General features: G+C 57.0%; 17 protein-coding genes and 1 pseudogene. 12 read left to right on the top strand and 6 right to left on the bottom strand.

Translation table 11 applies throughout. The features are described from left to right. Positions 1-5: 5 nt before the first annotated feature. From ACKF11_RS00575 to ACKF11_RS00590, 4 genes and pseudogenes are all read right to left on the bottom strand, one after another. Positions 6-2,117 (bottom strand): TonB-dependent siderophore receptor, encoded by a 2,112-nt coding sequence (locus tag ACKF11_RS00575; protein WP_407995589.1) that lies wholly within the window; start codon positions 2,115-2,117, stop codon positions 6-8. 175 nt (positions 2,118-2,292) lie between these two features. Then, complete coding sequence (locus tag ACKF11_RS00580) at positions 2,293-2,604, bottom strand: DUF2322 family protein (RefSeq protein ID WP_407995590.1); 312 nt, start codon at positions 2,602-2,604, stop codon at positions 2,293-2,295. Then, positions 2,601-3,226: pseudogene (gene coq7, locus ACKF11_RS00585) on the bottom strand (2-polyprenyl-3-methyl-6-methoxy-1,4-benzoquinone monooxygenase). Before coq7 ends, ACKF11_RS00580 begins: the two are co-directional and overlap by 4 nt. Positions 3,227-3,282: 56 nt before the next feature. Then, positions 3,283-4,713, bottom strand: coding sequence for a S41 family peptidase (locus ACKF11_RS00590; RefSeq protein WP_407995591.1), 1,431 nt, complete (start codon positions 4,711-4,713; stop codon positions 3,283-3,285). A gap of 196 nt (positions 4,714-4,909) precedes the next feature. Here ACKF11_RS00590 and ACKF11_RS00595 point away from each other — a divergent pair, with 196 nt between their 5' ends. The 5 genes from ACKF11_RS00595 (at position 4,910) to ACKF11_RS00615 (ending at position 8,422) form a co-directional block, all read left to right on the top strand. Further along, on the top strand, positions 4,910-5,197 hold the full coding sequence (locus ACKF11_RS00595) for an Rdx family protein (RefSeq protein WP_407994662.1): 288 nt from the start codon (positions 4,910-4,912) through the stop codon (positions 5,195-5,197). A gap of 138 nt (positions 5,198-5,335) precedes the next feature. Next, positions 5,336-6,121, top strand: coding sequence for an EAL domain-containing protein (locus ACKF11_RS00600; RefSeq protein ID WP_407995592.1), 786 nt, complete (start codon positions 5,336-5,338; stop codon positions 6,119-6,121). Between the two features lie 131 nt (positions 6,122-6,252). Then, positions 6,253-6,765, top strand: a complete 513-nt coding sequence (locus ACKF11_RS00605) for a DUF2753 family protein (RefSeq protein ID WP_309564304.1) — start codon at positions 6,253-6,255, stop codon at positions 6,763-6,765. 124 nt (positions 6,766-6,889) lie between these two features. After that, entirely contained in the window at positions 6,890-7,504 is a 615-nt protein-coding gene (locus tag ACKF11_RS00610) for a superoxide dismutase (RefSeq protein ID WP_407995593.1), read from the top strand. 15 nt (positions 7,505-7,519) lie between these two features. Then, entirely contained in the window at positions 7,520-8,422 is a 903-nt protein-coding gene (locus tag ACKF11_RS00615) for a ZIP family metal transporter (protein WP_309564306.1), read from the top strand. An 18-nt stretch (positions 8,423-8,440) separates the two neighbouring features. On the opposite strand, the gene ACKF11_RS00620 is transcribed toward ACKF11_RS00615, so the two are convergent. Beyond that, entirely contained in the window at positions 8,441-8,947 is a 507-nt protein-coding gene (locus ACKF11_RS00620) for a C40 family peptidase (protein WP_407995594.1), read from the bottom strand. A 162-nt stretch (positions 8,948-9,109) separates the two neighbouring features. On the opposite strand from ACKF11_RS00620, the gene ACKF11_RS00625 reads away from it, so the two are divergent. The 6 genes from ACKF11_RS00625 (at position 9,110) to ACKF11_RS00650 (ending at position 15,910) form a co-directional block, all read left to right on the top strand. Beyond that, positions 9,110-9,445, top strand: coding sequence for a hypothetical protein (locus ACKF11_RS00625; RefSeq protein WP_309564308.1), 336 nt, complete (start codon positions 9,110-9,112; stop codon positions 9,443-9,445). A 30-nt stretch (positions 9,446-9,475) separates the two neighbouring features. Beyond that, on the top strand, positions 9,476-11,155 hold the full coding sequence (locus tag ACKF11_RS00630; RefSeq protein ID WP_407995595.1) for an ABC1 kinase family protein: 1,680 nt from the start codon (positions 9,476-9,478) through the stop codon (positions 11,153-11,155). Positions 11,156-11,306: 151 nt separating this feature from the next. After that, positions 11,307-12,728 carry a circularly permuted type 2 ATP-grasp protein gene (locus tag ACKF11_RS00635; RefSeq protein WP_407995596.1) on the top strand — a complete coding sequence of 474 codons (1,422 nt, stop codon included), beginning with the start codon at positions 11,307-11,309 and terminating at the stop codon, positions 12,726-12,728. Positions 12,729-12,732: 4 nt separating this feature from the next. Continuing rightward, positions 12,733-13,701, top strand: coding sequence for an alpha-E domain-containing protein (locus ACKF11_RS00640; protein WP_309564311.1), 969 nt, complete (start codon positions 12,733-12,735; stop codon positions 13,699-13,701). Between the two features lie 13 nt (positions 13,702-13,714). Next, positions 13,715-14,506, top strand: a complete 792-nt coding sequence (locus ACKF11_RS00645; RefSeq protein ID WP_407995597.1) for a transglutaminase family protein — start codon at positions 13,715-13,717, stop codon at positions 14,504-14,506. Positions 14,507-14,683: 177 nt separating this feature from the next. Then, a complete protein-coding gene (locus tag ACKF11_RS00650) occupies positions 14,684-15,910 on the top strand; it encodes a hypothetical protein (protein WP_407995598.1) in 1,227 nt (408 codons plus the stop codon). Between the two features lie 35 nt (positions 15,911-15,945). On the opposite strand, the gene ACKF11_RS00655 is transcribed toward ACKF11_RS00650, so the two are convergent. Next, the gene (locus ACKF11_RS00655; protein WP_309564314.1) at positions 15,946-16,152 is read right to left on the bottom strand and encodes a hypothetical protein; all 207 of its coding nucleotides are present in this window, start codon (positions 16,150-16,152) and stop codon (positions 15,946-15,948) included. 126 nt (positions 16,153-16,278) lie between these two features. Between ACKF11_RS00655 and ACKF11_RS00660 the strand changes: the two genes are divergently transcribed. Beyond that, positions 16,279-18,198 (top strand): peptidase U32 family protein, encoded by a 1,920-nt coding sequence (locus ACKF11_RS00660; RefSeq protein ID WP_407995599.1) that lies wholly within the window; start codon positions 16,279-16,281, stop codon positions 18,196-18,198. Positions 18,199-18,228 lie beyond the last annotated feature (30 nt).

Here is an 18,228-nt window from a genome sequence, read left to right on the forward strand (position 1 = left end):
GCTAGTTAATACTTCCAGGTCAGAGTGGCGCTGGCATTCATCGGGGCGCCGTAGTAACTTTGACCGCCATTCGCCCACATCAGACTGGTGAGGTATTTCTCGTCAGTTAGGTTGTAGACGTTCACTGCTGCGCTCCAGTGCTGGTCAATCTCATAATTCGCCATCAGGTTGACGAGGGCATAACTATCCTGCCTGACACGGACATTGTTGATGTCCACATGTGTTTCATCTTGCCAGTTGACGCTGGCCCCGATTTTGAGTTTTTCAATATAAGGCACCTGATAGGTGGCAGTGAGCTTGAGCATTTGCCTCGGAGTATAGGGTTTGACATTTTGATCGTCTTTTCCTTTGACACTCATCAAGCGGGTATAGCCGCCACTGAGCTTCAGGCGTTCGCTTACCTCGCCTGAAATGTCAAACTCATAACCCTTGGTAGTGACGTCAATGCCTTCATAGATAGTGCGTGGCCCTATTGTGCCGGCTTGCTGGGCCAAATTTTCTTGCTCGTTCTTGAATATGGAGAAAGACGTATTTAAATGTTGCAGCAGCTCGCTTTTGATACCTGCCTCAAAATTCTTGCCCTGCAACGGCGCGATTGGAGTTAAGCTGCGATCCAGCTTGGTTTGCGGATTATAAATACCGGTATAGCTGGCATAGAGCGAGTGCTGGTCATTGAGATTGAAGACGGCGCCAAGATAGGGCGTGACCTTGTCATGCGCCTTGGTTTCGCGTTCCTCGCCGTAGGCGATCCCACTGTGCTCATAACTCAGCAGGTTGGCTCCGCCGGTAAGCTTCCAGCGATCGCTGAGGTTGAACTTGACGGCGGCATAGCTATTTAGTCGCTTGATGTCAAAACTGCCAAAATCGCCGGGGATCCAGTTCGGCTTCGGCAAGTCGCCAATACTATCGAAGCTGGTGATGGCCGTTGTGCCATAAGAGGCCGCTTTTTCATGTTCGTCATAAGTGGAACGCGACCAGTTGCTGCCGACGACCAATTCGTGTTCTCGTCCACCCAGAAGGAAGGGGCCTGAAACATAGATATCGGCGATCAGTTCCTTATAAGAGTCGCGATAGGCGCCAGGCCAACCTATTAGGCCGGTGCCGGTAGCTCGGTCTTCATTCATGTAGACATACAGCAATTTGGCGTCACCGGTCATTTCCTTGCGGGTCAGTTGGGTCTTTAGTTTCCAACCGTTGTCGAACAGGTGAGTCAGTTCGGCGAAAGTGATGTTGTTTGTGGTATTCCAATAGCTCCAGTCCGGAGATGTGGAGGCGGAACGCGAATAATGGCGGCGGGTGTTGTCCGTGTAAAGCAGTGGCAACGAACCCCACATTGGGCTATTCGTGTCGTTCTGCTGATAAGTATGTCCCAAGGCTAACGTGGTGTTATCGGTAATATCGGCTTCGATGATGCCATAAGCGACGTTACGCTCTTGGCTATAGCGGTCCAGATAGGAATGGCGGTTCTGGTTGGACAATACCAGACGGCCGCGTACATTGCCTGCGGCATTGAGCGGGCCTGATAGGTCGGCGTCGATGCGGCGCTTGTCCCATGAGCCGACGGTGAGGTCGACCTTCGCCTGGAAGCTTGAAGTAGGACGTTTGCGGATGAAATTGATTGTCGCGGAAGGATTGCCAGTGCCTGAAAGTAAGCCGTTGGCGCCTCTCAGCACTTCTATCCTATCGTAGACAGAAGTGTCGATGTCGCCAATCAGCAAGCCATCTGGGAATGGTACGCCTAGTCCATCAATCTGGAAGTTGGTGATATCCGAGCCACGGGCGGTGTAATAGGTCCGGTCGGTTTCTGCACGCTCCACTTTGATGCCCGTACTTAAGTCGAGTACGTCATTAATAGAAGTTAGTTTGAAGTCATCGATCAGTTGACGCGTCATCACAGAGATGGATTGTGGAGTTTCGCGTAACGTAGTGTTCAGTTTGGTGGCCGTAGCGCTGGATTTGACTGTGTATGATTTGCTCTGTTCGGTTGCCTGTTGCTCATTGCCGCTAGTAGTCTTGACCTGGATTTCAGGCAAGGATTCTTCTGCAAAAGACATGTTGCCGTTTGACAGGCAAAGCAGTGCCAATACTCCTGCACGGAGTTTAAAACGAGGTTGCATATATTCATTTCCCTGATGAATTAAAAAGCGGTGAAATGATAATGAGTGCTATTGGTAATGTGAATAATTTGCAAAGAAAAATAACAACAATTTACATCTGTGGATTTTTGGAAATGCGGAATTGTGGCAATCTTGGGAATTGATGCAACAAAAAAGCCCCGGTCGGGGCTTGGGGCTAGATAATGTTGACGTTGAGCGGCTGTTCGTTCTTGATGATGTCGAACAATCGATCAATATTGGGATGTTTGCCCGGGTTGGCTTCGGCGTCGCCGGTATGCTCGGCATAAATCTCCAGCCCTTCCCGGGCTGCGGCCACGCTGATGCTGCCATATTTCTTGTAAAGGTGGTGGTATACCTTCACGGAGCCTTGGCTGCCCGGCTTGTTCTCAATGGTGCCTGCCGCACTGCCCTTGATGTCGAGCAGCTCGATTTTCTGGATATGGTCGCTGGACTCGAGGCTAGCCAGTATTTCGCTGAATGTCGTCATAGATGATAAGTCGTCGTTGTCATGATGTTGGAAAGAATGCGCATGCCTGCCTTGAGCGGGAACGGGAGGCCGTTTGCTCCTTGCATAGCCGCCTGCTGCGCATGGCCCGCCGCATCGGCTTGCATCTGGCTGATGATTGTGCGGCTTTTTTGGTCGTCGGCGGTCAATGTCTCAAGATGGCGGGTCAGTTGATTGCCGGCCTGGCGCTCGTTTTCCGCTGCGAAGCCTAGGCTCCAACGGTCTCCCAACGCGCCTGCGAGCAATCCAATCCCAGGCCAAAAGAGCCGCCATAGAACAGCGGATTGAGCAAACTGGTATGGCTACCCAGTTCCTTGATGCGTTTTTCGCACCAGGCCAGGTGTTCGGCCCCCTGCTGTGCAGTTGCACGAAGCGTGGCGGCTGTTTCAGGACTGCGCACGCTAATGGCTTGACCGCTGTAGAGGGCTTGTGCGCATATCTCGCCTGTATGGTTGACGCGCATCAAGGCGGCGGCATGCCGCTTGTCTTGTTTCTCAGTGAGCGTTTCTGGCAGGGCGGCGCCTGGATGTGGGCGCTGGCTGGCCGGCGTGGCCAACAGCGTGCGCAGGCCTTTGTCGAATTCAATGATGAGGCGGTCTAGCATGGCGGGAATTGCAGGATTGCAGAGGCCAGGCCGCCTGAGGCGGCCTGGGGGTTTGCTTATTTGCGTTGCAGGATCTGCAGGCCCTTCAGCAGGTTGAGCGCCTGGTTGAACTGGTAATCGGCCTTGGAGCCTGGCTCGATCGGGCCGCTTGGCGCTGCCTTGTCTTTCTGATCCTTGCTGTCAGGCTCGGCAGCAGGTGCCTCGGGCTTGGTATCCTCTTGCTCGGCTGGCGCAGGCTGGACGATAGGAACCTCTTCCCCATCCTTGGGGTTGCTCAGGTGGCGGCTCAGGTCAGCCTCGCGCAGCATTGCAGCGTGCTCTTGCGAGTTGACTGTTGCTTCTTCCACCAAGATGTCTGGCACGATGCCCTTGGCCTGGATCGAGCGGCCCTTCGGCGTGAAATAGCGGGCGGTGGTGAGCTTGATGGCCGCACCGTTGTTCATCGGCAGAATGGTTTGCACAGAGCCCTTGCCGAAGGTCTGGGTGCCCATGATGATTGCGCGCTTGTGATCCTGCAATGCGCCGGCGACGATTTCCGAAGCGGATGCGGAACCGCCATTGACCAGCACTACGATAGGCAGTGTCTTGAGGTCGGCCGGCAAGTCGCGCAGGTAGTCTGCGCGTGCGCCGCCACGCACGTAGTTTTCAGGATTGGCGGTGAGGCGCATCTTGGCTTCTTCGCCGCGGCCTTCGGTATAGACCACGAGCTCGCCCTTGGGCAGGAAGGCAGCGGAAACACCGACGCCTGCGTTCAGCAAGCCGCCAGGGTTGTTGCGCAGGTCGAGGATCAGGCCCTTGAAGGCTTCCTTGTTCTGTTCGCGCATGGCTTTCAGCGCTTTCGCGAGGTCTTCGCCGGTATGCTCTTGGAATTGGGTGACGCGGATATAGGCATAGCCGGGTTCAGACAGTTTGTACTTGACGCTTTGGGTCTTGATGATGGCGCGAGTGAGCACGAAGGTCAGCGGCTTGGCTTCGCCCTTGCGCAGCACGGTCAGGGTGATCTTGGTATCCGGCTTGCCGCGCATGCGCTTGACGGCATCGGTGAGCGTCATGCCTTTCACCGGCGTGTCGTCCAGTTTCATGATCAGGTCGCCGCTCTTGAGGCCGGCCTTGTATGCGGGCGTATCCTCGATCGGGGCGACCACCTTGACGAAACCGTCTTCCATGCCGACTTCAATGCCCAGTCCACCGAATTCGCCCTGGGTGCCTGCCTGCAAGTCCTTGAACGCATCAGCGTCCAGGTAGGCCGAGTGGGGGTCCAGCCCTGACAGCATGCCGTTGATGGCTTCGGTCAGCAGCTTCTTGTCTTCAACCGGTTCTACATAGTCGCTCTTGATCTTGCCGAATACTTCGGCAAATGTGCGTAGGTCATCGAGCGGCAGCTGCGGCTTGGTTTCCTTGTCCGCAATGGCGGAGTAACTCAAGCTCAGCATGACGCCAAGCAACGGGCCTGCGACGATCAAGCCGATCTTTTTAAGTTTGCGCATGTAAAACGATTCCTCAATGGAAAAACCAGAATGGTTGAATACTAATGGTTGTAATTGGAAGACAGGGAGCGACTAGCCCATTTTCCGCTATTTATGTTGTCATTGCAAAACGTTGCAGAGTATCGCACAGTCATTTTTTGCTTTTCAATCACTTGAACGCTAAATTTCTTTATTTTACATATGGAGCTGTTAGTCAATGAGCCTGCCCAAGTTGCCGGAACTGGAAATCGAATATTGCACGCAGTGCCGCTGGCTGTTGCGAGCGGCCTGGATGGCGCAGGAGCTGCTGACAACGTTCGAGTCAGACATTAAGCGCGTCAGTCTGGTTCCGGGAACCGGAGGGATTTTTGAGGTCAGGCTGAATGGGGAGCTGCTATTCTCGCGCAAGGAACACGGGCGTTTTCCCGAGTCGAAGGAATTAAAGCAACTGGTGCGCGACCGTATCGATCCCGAGCGCGATCTCGGCCATAGCGATCGCAAGTAGCTGAAATCAAATTATTTAAATAGGATTTTGCGGGAGGAAAATAATATCCGACTAAAATAGTTGGAAATAACTCTTTAAATGTAAATTGTTCTCATTTATGATGTTTCCTGACAGGGATTTTGTGGAAGGTTCATCAACATGAATGCATTTAACCAATCGGAAATAGGGGCCTTATTGCTCGATCATGAGATCGAGCCGCACGACATGGCCCCCAACGAATTGCTGGACGTGGTGATGGCGCGGCAATTCGGCACTGATTATTTGCCTATCGTGGACGTGCAATCGATCGAGATGCTGGGCTATGAAGCCCATGCACGGTTCTGGGCGCGCAACGGCAGGCCGTTGAATGCAGACAAGTTGAGGGTAAGCCTGCGCAAGAATCCGTTATTGCTGTTTCATCTCGAGCTGGAATTGAAGAAGCTGCAGATTGCCAGCTTTCCGGGCGAGGGCTGGCTGATGCTGGATCTTGACATGGATAGCTTCTTTGCCGGAGGCGAGGGGGAGGACAACCCATTCCTCGGCCTGTTCAAGGAATATGCCTGGTCCGAACGCGAGATCGTCATCAATGTCGTCCAGAACCACACCATGCACGAGACTTTCCGCACCCAGCACATGATGGATCTGTTGCAGCATTCCGGCACCTCGGTCGCACTGGAGGATGCCGGGCTGTCCTGGGGCATGTTCTCCTTGAGCGCCTTTCTTGATGCTGCCATGGTGAAGTTCAGCAGCCGGGCGTTGCGGGAGCTGGACGGCAAGGCCGCCCAGGCGATGGTGGATTGGCTGGTAGAAGCGGCGCGCAAGATCGGCGTGCAAACGGTGATGACCGACGTGGACACCTGCGCAGCCTTGGACTGGGCGCGAAAAATGCGGGTGGACTGCGTGCAAGGGCGCTTGTTTTCCAAGCAGAATCTGCAGGCGCATTAGACGCCTGCTATCGCTGGACTTGGGCTAGCTGTAAAGCTCCTCCCAATTTTTATGACGGAAGGGAGTTGTATTGCGTTTGTAAATAAATAATAATTCCTCTCATTGTCATTATTAATTGTAGAGCCAGCCACATGAGCCCGGTCAGGCATCACGACACCATATCTTCCCTACCTGACGAAGCATCCGACCATACGATCGCGACTTGGGAAAATACCATTCGCCAGGGAAACCGCGCCTATTCCGACAAGCAGGACCAGCTAGCATTGCGGCAATACCAGACTGCGCTCGAGCAGGCCAAGTTGCTGCTCAGGGAGTGCGTGCAGGCGGATGAGCAGGCCGTGCCGATCGATACCGTGTTTGCCGCCTATGTGGTATCCCACCATAACCTCGCCAATGTTTATGCCCGCCAGGGAGATATCAATACTGCGGCATGCCGGCTGTGCGAGGTGCACCAATGCCTGTCGCGCATTTGCTCCGATCCCGCGATGCATTGCGCATTGCGCGAAGCAGCCCAGCGTCACGGGCGCTGTACATACAGAGAACTATTGAACTTTAGCCAGCTGTATAGTCAACATCCTTTAGTAGCGAGGACCTTGCGTGTCTGCGGGCAGTTCTGTAGCCTGCAAGACCAGCCGCTACACTAAATCCTGAATCCCAGTGAGATTTTCTGTGCTAAAAAGCATAAGATAGCTCGTGCAGATTGACTGCGGCAACCGGGTTCAACATTCCCTCTAAAATTTAACGATCAAAAAACTAAGGAGCAAAATAATGACGTATACATTACCCCCCCTTGATTATGCTTATACGGCCCTCGAGCCGCACATCGATGCCCAGACCATGGAAATCCACCATACCAAGCATCACCAGACTTATATCAACAACGTGAATGCCGCCATCGAAGGCACGCCTTTTGCGGACGAGCCGGTAGAGGCGCTTGTCGCCAAGCTGGACAGCTTGCCGGAAAACCTGCGCGGCCCGGTGCGCAACAATGGCGGCGGCCATGCCAACCATAGCCTGTTCTGGAAGGTCATGTCCCCCAATGGCGGCGGAGAGCCTACCGGCGCCTTGGCGGACGCGATCAAGGCCGACATCGGCGGTTTCGATACATTCAAGGAAGCCTTCACCAAGGCTGCCCTGACGCGTTTCGGCAGCGGTTGGGCATGGCTGTCCGTGACTCCCGAGAAGAAGCTGATTGTGGAAAGCAGCGCCAACCAGGATAACCCCTTGTCCCACGGCAACACGCCGATTCTCGGCCTGGATGTCTGGGAGCATGCCTACTACTTGCGCTATCAGAACCGCCGTCCGGAATATATCGGCGCGTTCTTCAATGTCATCAACTGGGATGAGGTCGCACGCCGTTACCAGGAAGCCTTGTCCAAGTAGGGACTGGAACGTGTCATGAACTTCCCCTTCATTCTCGCTAACAACCGGCAAAAGCTATGGCTGTGGATGATAGCCCTGGGTATCCTGGGCTTCATTCTGTTTTTGGTGCAATCGTTTGGGGATTGGGGGCAAGCCGCCTGGGACGTACCCCAGGTGCGCGATGCCTTTTGGGGAGGTTCCGCCGCGGCATTGGCAACCGCGGCAGGCACTTTGCCGGTGTTTTTCTGGAAGCAGTTGCCAGACCGCATCATGGATACCCTGTTCGGCTTTGGGGCGGGCGTCATGCTCGCCGCCAGCGCCTTTTCACTGATCGTGCCGGGCATCGAGTCGGCCCAGGCCCAAGGCGCGAGCGCATGGGGCGCCGCCTCCATGGTGGGCGGCAGCATCATTATCGGCGCTGCACTGTTGTTGGCGTTGGAACGATGGGTGCCGCACGAGCACTTCATCAAGGGCATGGAACGCGAGAATACGCTGGCCTTGAAGCGTACCTGGCTGTTCGTATTTGCCATTGCGTTGCACAACGTGCCGGAAGGCTTGGCGATTGGCGTAGGCTTTGCGGGCGGCGACGTCGTGCGCGGCGGCGCACTGGCTACCGGGATCGCAATCCAGGATATCCCGGAAGGCTTCGTCGTGGCGATGGCCTTGGCGGTGGTGGGCTATTCCCGCCGCACCGCGATATTGATCGGGATGGCGAGCGGGCTGGTCGAGCCTGCAGGCGCCGTGCTCGGCGCTGCGATCGTGAGCTCTTCTGCGGCGCTATTGCCCTGGGGTTTGGGTATCGCGGCAGGCGCCATGCTGTTCGTGGTGAGTCACGAGATTATTCCAGAGTCGCACCGCAAGGGACATGAAGTCTTTGCGACCAGCGGCTTGATTATCGGCTTCGTGCTGATGATGATGCTGGATACTGCCCTGGCTTGACGTGCAGTATTGAGGAACTTATCGGCTGTCTTCCATGCGGCGGGCGCCGTTGAAACGCTTGGCCCAGTAATTGTCCGTCATATCGACGACCTGCACGCCGCCGCCCGAACTGGGGGCGTGGATGAACTTCTGGTTGCCAAGATAAATCCCGACATGCGAGAACGCGGATTTCAAGGTGTTGAAAAACACCAAATCCCCCGGCTGCAGCTGTTCCTGTGAGACCGGCTGTCCGAGCTTGCTGATGGCTTTTGCGCCGTGAGGCAGGGTCATGCTGGTGGACTGCTGGAAGACATAACGCACAAAGCCGCTGCAATCGAACCCGGTTTCTGGCGATATTCCACCGTAGCTGTACTTGATGCCGGTCAAGCTCAGGGCATTGATGAGCACTTCCTGCACGGATTCGGTCCAGCCCTGGGTCGCCTCCATGGCGTCCTGCTGAAGCTGCCGGGCAGCGCTGACCTCTCCCGCCCAGGCAGGGGAATTGTTCAGCAATACAAAAACAGCAAAAATGACAGGTAATTTCATCACTAGTCCCGATTCTATTAGTTTATTTTCGGTTCTGTAAACCAGTTCTTTAAGTTTTCCTGAAACTCGAACGCCAGCGCGACTGTCTTGGCAATAAGGAAAGGGAAGCTTGATGGCTTGGTGTAGAATGGCTTTGTCGATGTTGGAATAAGGCATGTCATCATGAGTTCGAGCGCTTATCCACTTATGCAGAAATTGAAAACCAATCTTGACGATGCAAGGCGCCGCGAGGTGCTGCACCACTTGAGCCCGGAAGAAATGGAGCAAACCCTGGCGGAATATGCCAGCCATTTCAGGCTGGGGTCGCGTGAGCGTGCGCGGCTGCTGGCAGAATCTGTCGCCAGGCGCATCCACGGGACGGGCAGCCGCCTGAAACGCGCGGGCAAGCAGGCGGTCAAGCATGTGGGCGCGAAAGTGGCCCATGCCGCCAGCCACAAGCTCAAGGAAATGGCTGCGCGCATCGAGCAGCGTGCCGATCGCCTGGATCAGGACGAATAATACAAACTCAGTTTTTTGGCCGGGAAGACTATGCTGCGTGAAACAATTTCGGTAATGCGTGATTTCAAGCGTGTGCGTGCGATTGGCCGCATCCTCATGCATTACGGCTGGGGTGACATTGCGGAGCGGCTCGGCAAGCGCAGTTGGTTGCGCCGCGCGGGCAATGCGCTCAATTCGGAAGCCTCGCGTGAAATCATGCAGTTGCCTTCTGAAGTCCGCGCGCGCATGGCGCTGCAGGAGTTGGGACCGACCTTCGTCAAGATGGGACAGGTGCTGGCAACGCGCCCGGATATTTTCCCTCCCAATTGGATAGAAGAGCTGTCCAAGCTGCAGGACCAGGTGCCGCCCGTGCCGTTCGAGGATATGCTGCCCGGCTTGCAGGAGGCGCTTGGCAAATCCCCGTTCGAGGTATTCCGCGATTTCGATACCACGCCCGTGGCGGGCGCCTCGATTGCCCAGGTGTACCAGGCCAAGCTGCAGGACGGCACCCCGGTGATCCTGAAATTGCGCCGGCCAGGCATACGCGAGAACATTGACGCCGACCTGCGCCTGCTGCACCACATCGCGCGCCTGATCGAGGCTGAAGTGGAGGAGGCGCGGCGCTTCAATCCTACCGAGATCGTGGACCAGTTCTCCAAGTCATTGAAGCGCGAGCTCGACCTCGCGTTGGAAGGACGCAATACCGAGCGTTTCGCACGCAACTTTCTCACTGACAAAACCACCAGTTTCGCCAAGATTTATTGGGATTACACCAGCGAAAGCGTGCTGGTGATGGAAAAGATCAACGGCATACCGGGCAATAGCTTGGAGGAGGCGCGCCAAGCCGGGATGGACTTGCCCCTGCTTGCCGCACGCGGCGCGGATGCCGTCATGAAGATGGTCTTGATCGACGGCTTTTTCCATGCCGACCCGCATCCCGGCAATATCTTTTTCCTGCCGGAAAACAAGATCGCCGTGATTGATTGCGGCATGGTCGGGCGCATCAGCATAGACCGGCGCAACGAAATTGCCGACCTGCTCGCCGCGCTGGTGTCGCGCGACATTGATACCCTGCGCGGTATCCTGATCACGTGGGCTGGCAATGTAGTGGTGGACGAGGACAAGCTGGGGGCTGATGTCGATGAGTTTATCTGTACCTATGACAATGCGCCGCTCAAGCACATCAGTTTCGGCATTCTCTTGAACGACCTCACCACGATCATGCGCGAGAACCATCTGTCGGTGCCGCCTGACCTCACCATGTTGTTCAAGGCGTTGATCACCCTGGAAGGCCTGGGGCGTCAGCTTGATCCTGATTTCCAGATCATCAGCCACCTCACGCCTTTCGTGAAGAAGATCATCATCGAGCGCTACATGCCCAAGACCTTGTGGCGCAAGGGTACGCGCGGCTTCAGCAAGACGCTGGGAGCCGTGAGCGACCTGCCCGGCGACGTGTCGCAGGTGCTGAAGGAGGCGGGACGGGGCAGGTTGAAGCTCAACCTGGACTTGAAGCGCCTGGACCACTTCGGGCACCAGCTCGACCACAGCACCAACCGCCTCACCATGGCGCTGATCACCGCCTCGCTGATCATCGGCTCGTCCATCGTCATGACGGTGCGAGGCGGGCCCGAGCTTTTCGGCCTGCCCGCGTTCGGTTTTCTTGGCTTTTTCCTCGCGTTCGTCATCGGCATCATGTTGATGATCTCGATCTGGCGTTCCGGCAAGGATTGAGTCTCTCATCGCCAGCCTGGTGCTGGCACCCGGCGGTAGCTGGCATTTGCACTGTTTTGGTGCAAATGCCTGATGTTATTGATTGCTATATTTTTAACGCAATGAATAACAAGGAATTTTTATCTGGCATGACCCTTGCGAGAGGTATTGCATGGATACCGCTAAGAAAAAACCTTTTGACGAGATGTTCCTGCAAGACGAAGCGGTACGGCCAATCTATGCCGAATACGCTGCCTGGCTGCAAGGGGTGCCGCACCAGCAGCTTGAGAGCAAGCGCCAGGAAGCAGAACTACTGTTTCGCCGGGTAGGAATTACCTTCAACGTCTATGGCGAGGATGCCGGCGCGGAACGCCTGATTCCGTTCGACGTCGTGCCGCGCGTCCTCTCCGCCGGCGAGTGGTCGCGTCTGTCCGACGGCGCGATCCAGCGCGTCAAGGCGCTGAACATGTTCCTGCATGATATCTACCATGAGCAAGACATCATCAAGGCGGGCATTGTGCCGTCCAGCATATTGGCGAACGCGCAATACCGCCCCGAAATGTTCGGCGTGGACGTGCCCAAGGGCGTTTATGCCCACATCGCCGGCGTCGATCTGGTCCGCACCGGCGAAAACGACTTCTACGTGCTGGAAGACAACCTGCGCACGCCTTCCGGGGTTTCCTACATGCTGGAAAACCGCAAGATGATGATGCGCCTGTTTCCCGAATTGTTCCGCCGCTACCCGGTGGCGCCGGTTGAGCACTATCCGCAGGTCCTGCTCAACAACCTGCGAGCCGTGGCGCAGGCCGGCGTGCATGAGCCGACGGTGGTGCTGCTGACGCCAGGAGCCTACAACAGCGCCTATTTCGAACATGCCTTCATCGCTCAGCAAATGGGCATCGAGTTGGTGGAAGGTCAGGACCTGTTCGTGCGCAACAATGCGGTCTATATGCGCACGACCGAAGGCCCCAAGCGCGTGGACGTGATCTATCGCCGCATCGACGACGACTTCATCGACCCGTTGAGCTTCCGTCCCGACAGCATGCTGGGGGTGCCGGGCCTGCTTTCCGTCTACCGCAATGGCGGCGTCACGCTGGCGAATGCGGTGGGCACCGGGGTGGCGGACGACAAGGACACCTACATCTATGTGCCCGAGATGATCAGGTTCTATCTCGGCGAGGAGCCTATCCTGTCGAACGTGCCGACCTACCAGCTCAGCAAGGCGGACGACCTCAAGTACGTACTGGACAACCTGGCGGAACTGGTGGTTAAGGAAGTCCAGGGGTCGGGTGGCTACGGCATGCTGGTCGGGCCGTCCGCCAGCAAGCAGGAGCTGGAGGATTTCCGCCAGCGCATCCTGGCGAACCCGGCCAACTACATCGCCCAGCCGACGCTGGCGTTGTCGACTTGCCCGACCTTGGTGGAAAAGGGGATCGCGCCACGGCACGTCGACCTGCGGCCCTTCGTGCTGTCGGGCAAGACGGTCAGCCTGGTGCCGGGCGCGTTATGCCGTGTCGCGTTGCGCGAAGGCTCCCTGGTGGTGAATTCCTCGCAAGGGGGCGGCACCAAGGACACCTGGATTTTGAAAGATTGATGCCATGCTAAGCAGAACCGCAGATCATTTGTACTGGATGGCGCGCTACATCGAACGCGCCGAGAACATGGCGCGCGTGCTGGACGTGACTTACAACATGTCGTTGGTGCCGAACGCCTCGCAGAGCGAAACCACGCTATGGGAGCCTGCATTGCAGATTGCCGGCGGCGTGGACAGCTATCGCCGGGATTACGGCGAAGTGACGGCGGCCGGCGTGGTGCGCTTCCTCGCCATGGATACGCACAACCCGTCCAGCATCTATTCGACCTTGCGCAGCGCGCGCGAAAACGCGCGTTCCGTGCGCGTCACGCTGTCGGCGGAAACCTGGGAAAACATCAATGCGCTATGGCTGGAATTCAGCCAGTTTGTCGGCATGGACTTGATGCAGAAGGGGCTGGGCGAGTTCTGCGACTGGGTGAAGTCCCGCTCCCACCTGTTCCGCGGCGTGAGCTTCGGCACCATGCTGCGGGACGACGCGTTCCGCTTCCTGCGCCTGGGGACGTTCATCGAGCGGGCAGACAATACCGCGCGCCTGCTCGACGTCAAATATCATTTGCTGCTGCCCCGCGACGAAGAAGTGGGCGGCGCGGTGGATTATTACGAGTGGAGCGCGATATTGCGCGCGGTTTCCGCCTTCCAGGCCTACCAGAAGGTGTTCAACGACGCGATCGAGCCATGGAAGGTGGCGGAATTGCTGGTATTGCGGGAGGACATGCCGCGCTCGTTGCATGCCTGCTTTTCCGAGATCACGCCCATCCTGGACCAGCTCAGCGGCCGCCATAGCAGCGAATGCAGGCGTCTTGCAGGCGAGCTGCACGCACGGCTGCGTTATGGACGTATGAACGATATTTTCCAGGAAGGGCTGCACGAATTCCTCACCGATTTCATCACTTCCAACAACAATCTCGGTGCCGAGATCCAGCGCACCTTCTTGAATGCGCCGATCAATGGCCTAGCCGCCGAGACTGAATGAATGGAGCATTGCCATGCAGTTCACGATCAACCACCGCACGCATTATCTCTACACTGATATTGTCAATTACACCATCCAGAAACTGCGCTTGACGCCGCAGGACGGCTTCGGCCAGCGGGTGAGGCGCTGGGAGATCCGGGTCAATGGCCACCTGCAGCGTCACAACGATGCCTATGGCAATGCAGCGCATCTGCTGGTGCTGGATACCCCGCATGAAGAAATCAATATCCTGGCCACGGGTGAGGTGGAAACAGGCCTGGATATCCCGCCTGCATACGATATGCTGCCGCGCGAGATTTATTTGCGTACCACTGCACTGACGGTTACGGATGCAATCCTGCGCAACTTTGCGGAGCAATTCCGAGTCAATCAGCCTAACGAGCAAGCGCTGGACGACATGATGCATGCGATCGTGGACAAAGTGCCGTACAACCGTGGCGTGACTGCCGTGGATACCTCCGCTGCCGAAGCATTCCGCAGCGGGCACGGCGTCTGCCAGGACCATGCGCATATTTTCATTGCTTGCTGCCGTTACCTGGGCATCCCCGCACGCTATGTGAGCGGTTACCTGTTCACTAATGACGGCAGCTTGATGGAAAGCCATGCCTGGGCTGATGCATGGATGCCGTCCGGCTGGACCAGCTTTGACGTATCCAACCGTTGCAGGACCAATGGCGTGCACGTGCGCCTGGCGACCGGCCTGGATTACGGCGACGCCTGCCCTGTGAGCGGCATGCGCGTGGGCGGCGGGTTGGAGACGATGACGGTGGGGGTGCATGTCAGCCAACTCCAATCCCAACAATGATCGCGATGCAGAAAAAGCGTCTGGCGGCGTTGCATCCACTTGCCGTACTTCAGTGTACTGTCTGCGTGGATGCGCCTTGCCAGCCACTTTTTCTGCATCGCTCGGTTTAGAGGGATTTGTCCACCGCGTTTTTAGGGTTTCTGGTTTAGATAGCCGAAAGTATTACAAGGAAAACGCATGAATTCATTGCAGTTTCCCCGCCACGGGGACAAGGAGAACTCGGCATTTTTCGAGGAGTACCTGGTCAAGTTGCTGGAAGAGCGCGACGCGGTGGGGTTGACCGCGATGGTGCATGAGATTGATGCGCTCATGATCACGGTGGACCCGGGGCATTCGGTCAAGTATGTCGCGGAGCTATGCTTCATGACTTCGTACCATTACCTGGTGACGCTGGAGAGCGAATCGCACTGGACGCATGTGCTGCGCATCGACCTGGACTCGCCCGACCTGTTGGTGCGGGAAGTGAAGGATCCCAACCTGCGCGGCATTTTTCGCAGCCTCAACGAAATCTACCCGGTGGGGGCGCGCAAGCCGAATAGCCGCTACATGGGCGAGATCATCCGCGTGGACAGCCTGCATGACGTAGTCAAGCTGCAGCAGGAACGGGAATTCCGCTTTTTCACGCAGGACGAGGTGCGCAAGCTGGAGCTGCCAGGCAACCTCGCCGTGAGCAAGCCCTCGCCCTATACGCATAATATCGTCGCCTACCTGGAGCGCAAACCGGAAGAAATGCGTGTGTATTCCCTCGGGGTAAGCCGCATCGATCCTGAATTGCAGATGGCCTATGAAGCGGCCAAGGCCTTGCAGCAGAAGCTCAATTTCGGCGACCTGCTGCTGCCGATCGACCATCTCGCGACGCGGATCTACAGCCAGAGCCGCGAGGTGGCGATCCTGGAATACCTATCGTGGTCGAGCTATTACTTCTGGGGCGCTTACAATATCTTCGACCAGAACTCATCGACCAATGTCACCAAAAGCGCGCACGGACTGCCGGAATCCAAGAGCCCGGCCAAGGTGTTCACCGCCAACAACACGCCTTATTTCGTCAACCACCTGGAAAAGCTGCCGTCGCCCACCGAAACCTTCGTGCGCAACTACGGGCCGCGCCTGCACCATATCGCGGTGGCGGTGAAGGACGGCGAGCGCGAGGGCGTCGAGCATATCGAGTTCGCCGTGAATGCGATCGCCTCGCAGGGGAAGGGCTTCCTGCTCGACGTCATCGGTTCGCGCGAGGAAGGCTTGAAGCAGATATTCTCCAACGCCTCCGAGCATTCGTCCCTGATTGTGGAATACGTGCAGCGCTTCGGCGATTTCCAGGGCTTCTTCACCAAGGATAATGTGGCGGTGCTCACCGAAGCGGCGGGGCGGGAAGAGGGCGTGAAATCAGGAGCATCCCTGGGTTGATGTCAAGAGGTTGGCGTCAAGGAACCAGCCACAATCTAATCGTTGCCTACGCCCAGCTTCTTGGCCACCGTCAAGGTCAGTAGCGAGGCGACGAACAATACGCCCAGGGTCATGAAGCTCTTGTGGATGAAATCCGAATCCTTGATCCAGTCCCAAATCATGGCGACGCCGAGCAACAGGCTGGCAAGTATGCACAGGATGCAGATGGTGAAGCAGATGTTGCGGATGGTGTTGATGCGCATGGAGTGCTCCTGATCATATTGTTTTTGCTTGTATCATATTGATGCGCCTGAGCAATTCGGCGCTATCCCTTGCGTGATTATGGTATATTGCGCATCCTTTTGCCATTCGCTTTATTCCTACAAGCCATGACCCAAAGCCGCCGCCATCTTGAATTGCTCGCTCCGGCCAGGAATGCCGATTACGGCATTGCCGCGATCAACCACGGCGCCGATGCCGTGTATATCGGCGGCCCGGCGTTCGGCGCGCGCGCCAAGGCGGAAAACTCGGTGCAGGATATTGCGCGGCTGGTGGCGCATGCTCACCGCTACCATGCCGAAGTGTTCGTGGCGTTCAACACCATCTTTCACGACAACGAGCTCGAAGCAGCGCGGCAGACCGCCTGGCAATTGTACGACGCGGGCGTGGACGCGCTGATCGTGCAGGACATGGGCCTGCTGCAGATGGATATTCCGCCGATCCAGCTGCATGCGAGCACCCAGACCGACATCCGCACCGTGGAAAAGGCGGTGTTCCTCGACCAGGTCGGCTTCACCCAGATCGTGCTCGCGCGCGAGATGGACCTCAATACCATACGCAAGGTCGCAGCCGCTACCAAGTGCAACCTGGAGTATTTCATCCATGGTGCGCTGTGCGTGGCGTTCAGCGGCCAGTGCTACATCAGCCACGCCCACACCGGGCGCAGCGCCAACCGCGGCGAATGCTCGCAGGAGTGCCGCCTGCCTTACACGCTGGAAGACAGCCAGGGCCGCATCCTCGCCAAGGATAAGCACTTGCTGTCGATGAAGGACAACGACCAGAGCGCCAACCTGCGCGCGCTGGCGGAGGCGGGCGTGAGCGCTTTCAAGATCGAGGGGCGTTACAAGGATATCGCCTACGTCAAGAACGCCACGGCCTACTACCGCCAGTTGCTGGACGACATCCTCGAGGATAGCCCGCATTACCGCCGCGCCTCCTCGGGCCGCGCGATCTTCAGCTTCGTGCCGCAGCCGGAAAAAACTTTCAACCGCAGCACCACCGAATACTTCCTGCACGGACGCGGCGAGGATGTCGGCGCGTTCGATACGCCCAAGTTCGCGGGCGAGGAAATCGGTCGCGTCACCAAGGTCGGGCCGGATTATTTTGAAGTGGAAACTTCGCTGGAATTGCACAACGGCGACGGCGTCTGCTTCTTCGACGTGCACAAGGAACTCACCGGCATGCGCATCAACACCGTGCAGGGCAAGCGCCTCTACCCGAACGAAATGCCCGCCGACATGCGCCGCAACATGAAGGTCTACCGCAACCGCGACCATGCCTTCCTGCGCTTGCTGGAAAAGGATTCCGCCCAGCGAAAAATCAGTGTGGCGATGACGCTGCATGAAACGGCGGACGGCTTCTCGCTCAGCATGCAGGACGAAGACAGCTTCATGGCCTATGTGCAAACCAGGGCGGAAAAGCAGCCGGCCGAACAGGCGGAAAAGGCGCAAGCCAATATCCGCGAAAACCTCGCCAAGCTCGGCAATACCGAATTTTCCGCTGGCGAAATCGCGCTGGACCTCAAGGCTGCATCGTTCATTCCCAATTCCGTCGTCAACCAGCTCCGGCGCGAAGCGGTGGCCCAGTTGCAAGCCACGCGCCTGCTCGGTTACGAGCGCCCCAGGCCCGGCAAGCCCGCCGAGCCGCCTGCGCAATACCCGCAGGATACGCTGAGCTACCTCTCCAACGTCTACAACAAGAAAGCGCGCGAGTTCTACGAAAAGCACGGTGTGCAGGCGATTGCCGCCGCCTACGAGGCAAACGAGGAACTGGGCGAAGTGCCGGTGATGATCACCAAGCACTGCCTACGCTACAGCTTCGCCATGTGTCCGAAGGAAGCCAAGGGCGTGATCGGCGTGCAGGGCACGATTACCGCCGAACCCATGACCCTCGTCAGCGGCAAGGACAGGATCAGCCTCAAGTTTGACTGCAAGCGCTGCGAAATGCACGTGATGGGCAAGGTACGCAAGAACGTGCTGCAAATGCCGCAACCGCAGCCAGTGCAGTTTTTCGCCAAACGACCTGTCTAATTACTCAATCAGATGATGCAAGTAACTTAA

Origin of the sequence: Methylobacillus draconifructus (assembly GCF_045984385.1) — a bacterium.
GTDB lineage: Bacteria > Pseudomonadota > Gammaproteobacteria > Burkholderiales > Methylophilaceae > Methylobacillus > Methylobacillus flagellatus_A.